Origin of the sequence: Methylobacterium indicum (genome assembly GCF_001043895.1) — a bacterium.
GTDB classification, from domain to species: domain Bacteria; phylum Pseudomonadota; class Alphaproteobacteria; order Rhizobiales; family Beijerinckiaceae; genus Methylobacterium; species Methylobacterium indicum.
On record NZ_JTHF01000425.1, the window covers coordinates 1 to 1,549 of the forward strand.

The 1,549-nt window shown below is 59.0% G+C and carries 1 protein-coding gene; it reads left to right on the plus strand.

The annotated features are described in order from the left end of the window. Positions 1-797, plus strand: a 797-nt coding sequence (locus QR78_RS36570) for an RHS repeat-associated core domain-containing protein (protein WP_141657960.1), incomplete at its 5' end; no start/stop codon positions are given. Positions 798-1,549: the final 752 nt, after the last annotated feature.

The window sequence follows — 1,549 nt, forward strand, 5'->3', positions numbered from 1 at the left end:
TGACGGACCATCTCGGGACGCCGCGTGAGCTGTACGATGGTCAGGGGCGTCGGGCGTGGTCGCGGTCGCATCGGCTGTGGGGCGGGACGCGGGGTGTCCGGCGGGGTGAGGCGGCGAATGACGAGGCTGTGTCGCTGGCGGGGGTGCGGGCGGCGCGGGATGAGGCGGATGGGGACGAGGCCGATCTGTGTCCGATTGGCTTTCCTGGCCAGTGGGCGGACAACGAGAATGGGCTGAGCTACAACCGGTTTCGGTACTACGACGCGGAGGCGGGGCAGTATGCCAGTCCAGATCCGATAGGATTGGCGGGTGGAGAGAGGCCGCAAGCTTATGTTGATGGAGCAGTTGTTTGGATCGATCCATATGGATTGGCCAGCGCGTGCCCTAGTCCACGAAATCAAACTGGAATTGCTAGCGGCACAGGATCTGACGTTGGCAACAAATGGCTAAGAGGAACAAGTGGCAACGCCGGAAAAACTCCAAAGCAAGTTGCTGATCAGCTAAGGGGAAAAAGCTTTAAAAATTTTGATGAATACAGATCCGCCTATTGGAAAGCCGTTGCGGCCACGCCAGAACTCGCTAACCAATTTAGTGCTCGAAACGTATTGAGAATGAGTCAGGGCAATGCTCCGTTTGTAACTGGGGATCAGGCGGTTGGAAAGGCAAAAACATATGTATTACATCACCGCCAGCCAATATGGGACAATGGAGCAGTGTACGATTCCGATAATATAGCAGTAGTAACTCCAAGATATCATCAGGAAATACTAAATCCTGATTATCATTATAACAGATAGGACGGAAAATGACCGAAAAAGAACTCGCAGATCTGGTAAACAATATTAGCGCATGCAATGGGACTGAAGAGGAGATAGACGAGATGATGGATTTGTTTCTTTCTTGCGTTCCGGATCCAGATGCTCTCCGATTTTTCTCTGATAAAAAATATGATAAATATAGCGCCGAGGATATTGTAAAGGAGGCGCTATCATACAGGCCAATCATTATCAATCCATAGCAACAGACAACCGCACCTTCATATGCAACGCGCTGGGGCGGGAGACCGGGCGGGCGAGCGGCTCGTTCCGGCTGGCGCAGGCCTTCGATCCGCTGGGCCAGATCCTGCGCCAGCGCGCCGGGACGGGGAGCCACGCGCTGGAGCGGCGCTGGTCGTGGAACCGGGCCTTCGAGCCGGTGTCGATCGCCGACGGTCTGTGGGGCGGCACGGCCTACGCCACCGACGCCAACGGCCAGGTGACAGAGGCGCGCCACGGCGAGGGCCTGCCGCCGCCCCGGGCCGACCTCGCCGCCGGCCTGCTCGGGATGCCGGGCGAGCAGGTCGAGCGCGTCAGAAAAATGCCGTTGGGAGAGCCAAGCCTTGCCGCTATGATCCTACCGTCCGGTACGCGAACGCGGGCCCATGACGCGGACAGGATGGGGTTAGCGTGCACGATCGTCCCACCTCTCCGCCCCCACGGGCTACGGCACCCGCATCCTCCCGCCCCAGCCTCGACCCGACCGATCCCCCGCCGCGGCCCCAGCGCCGGGG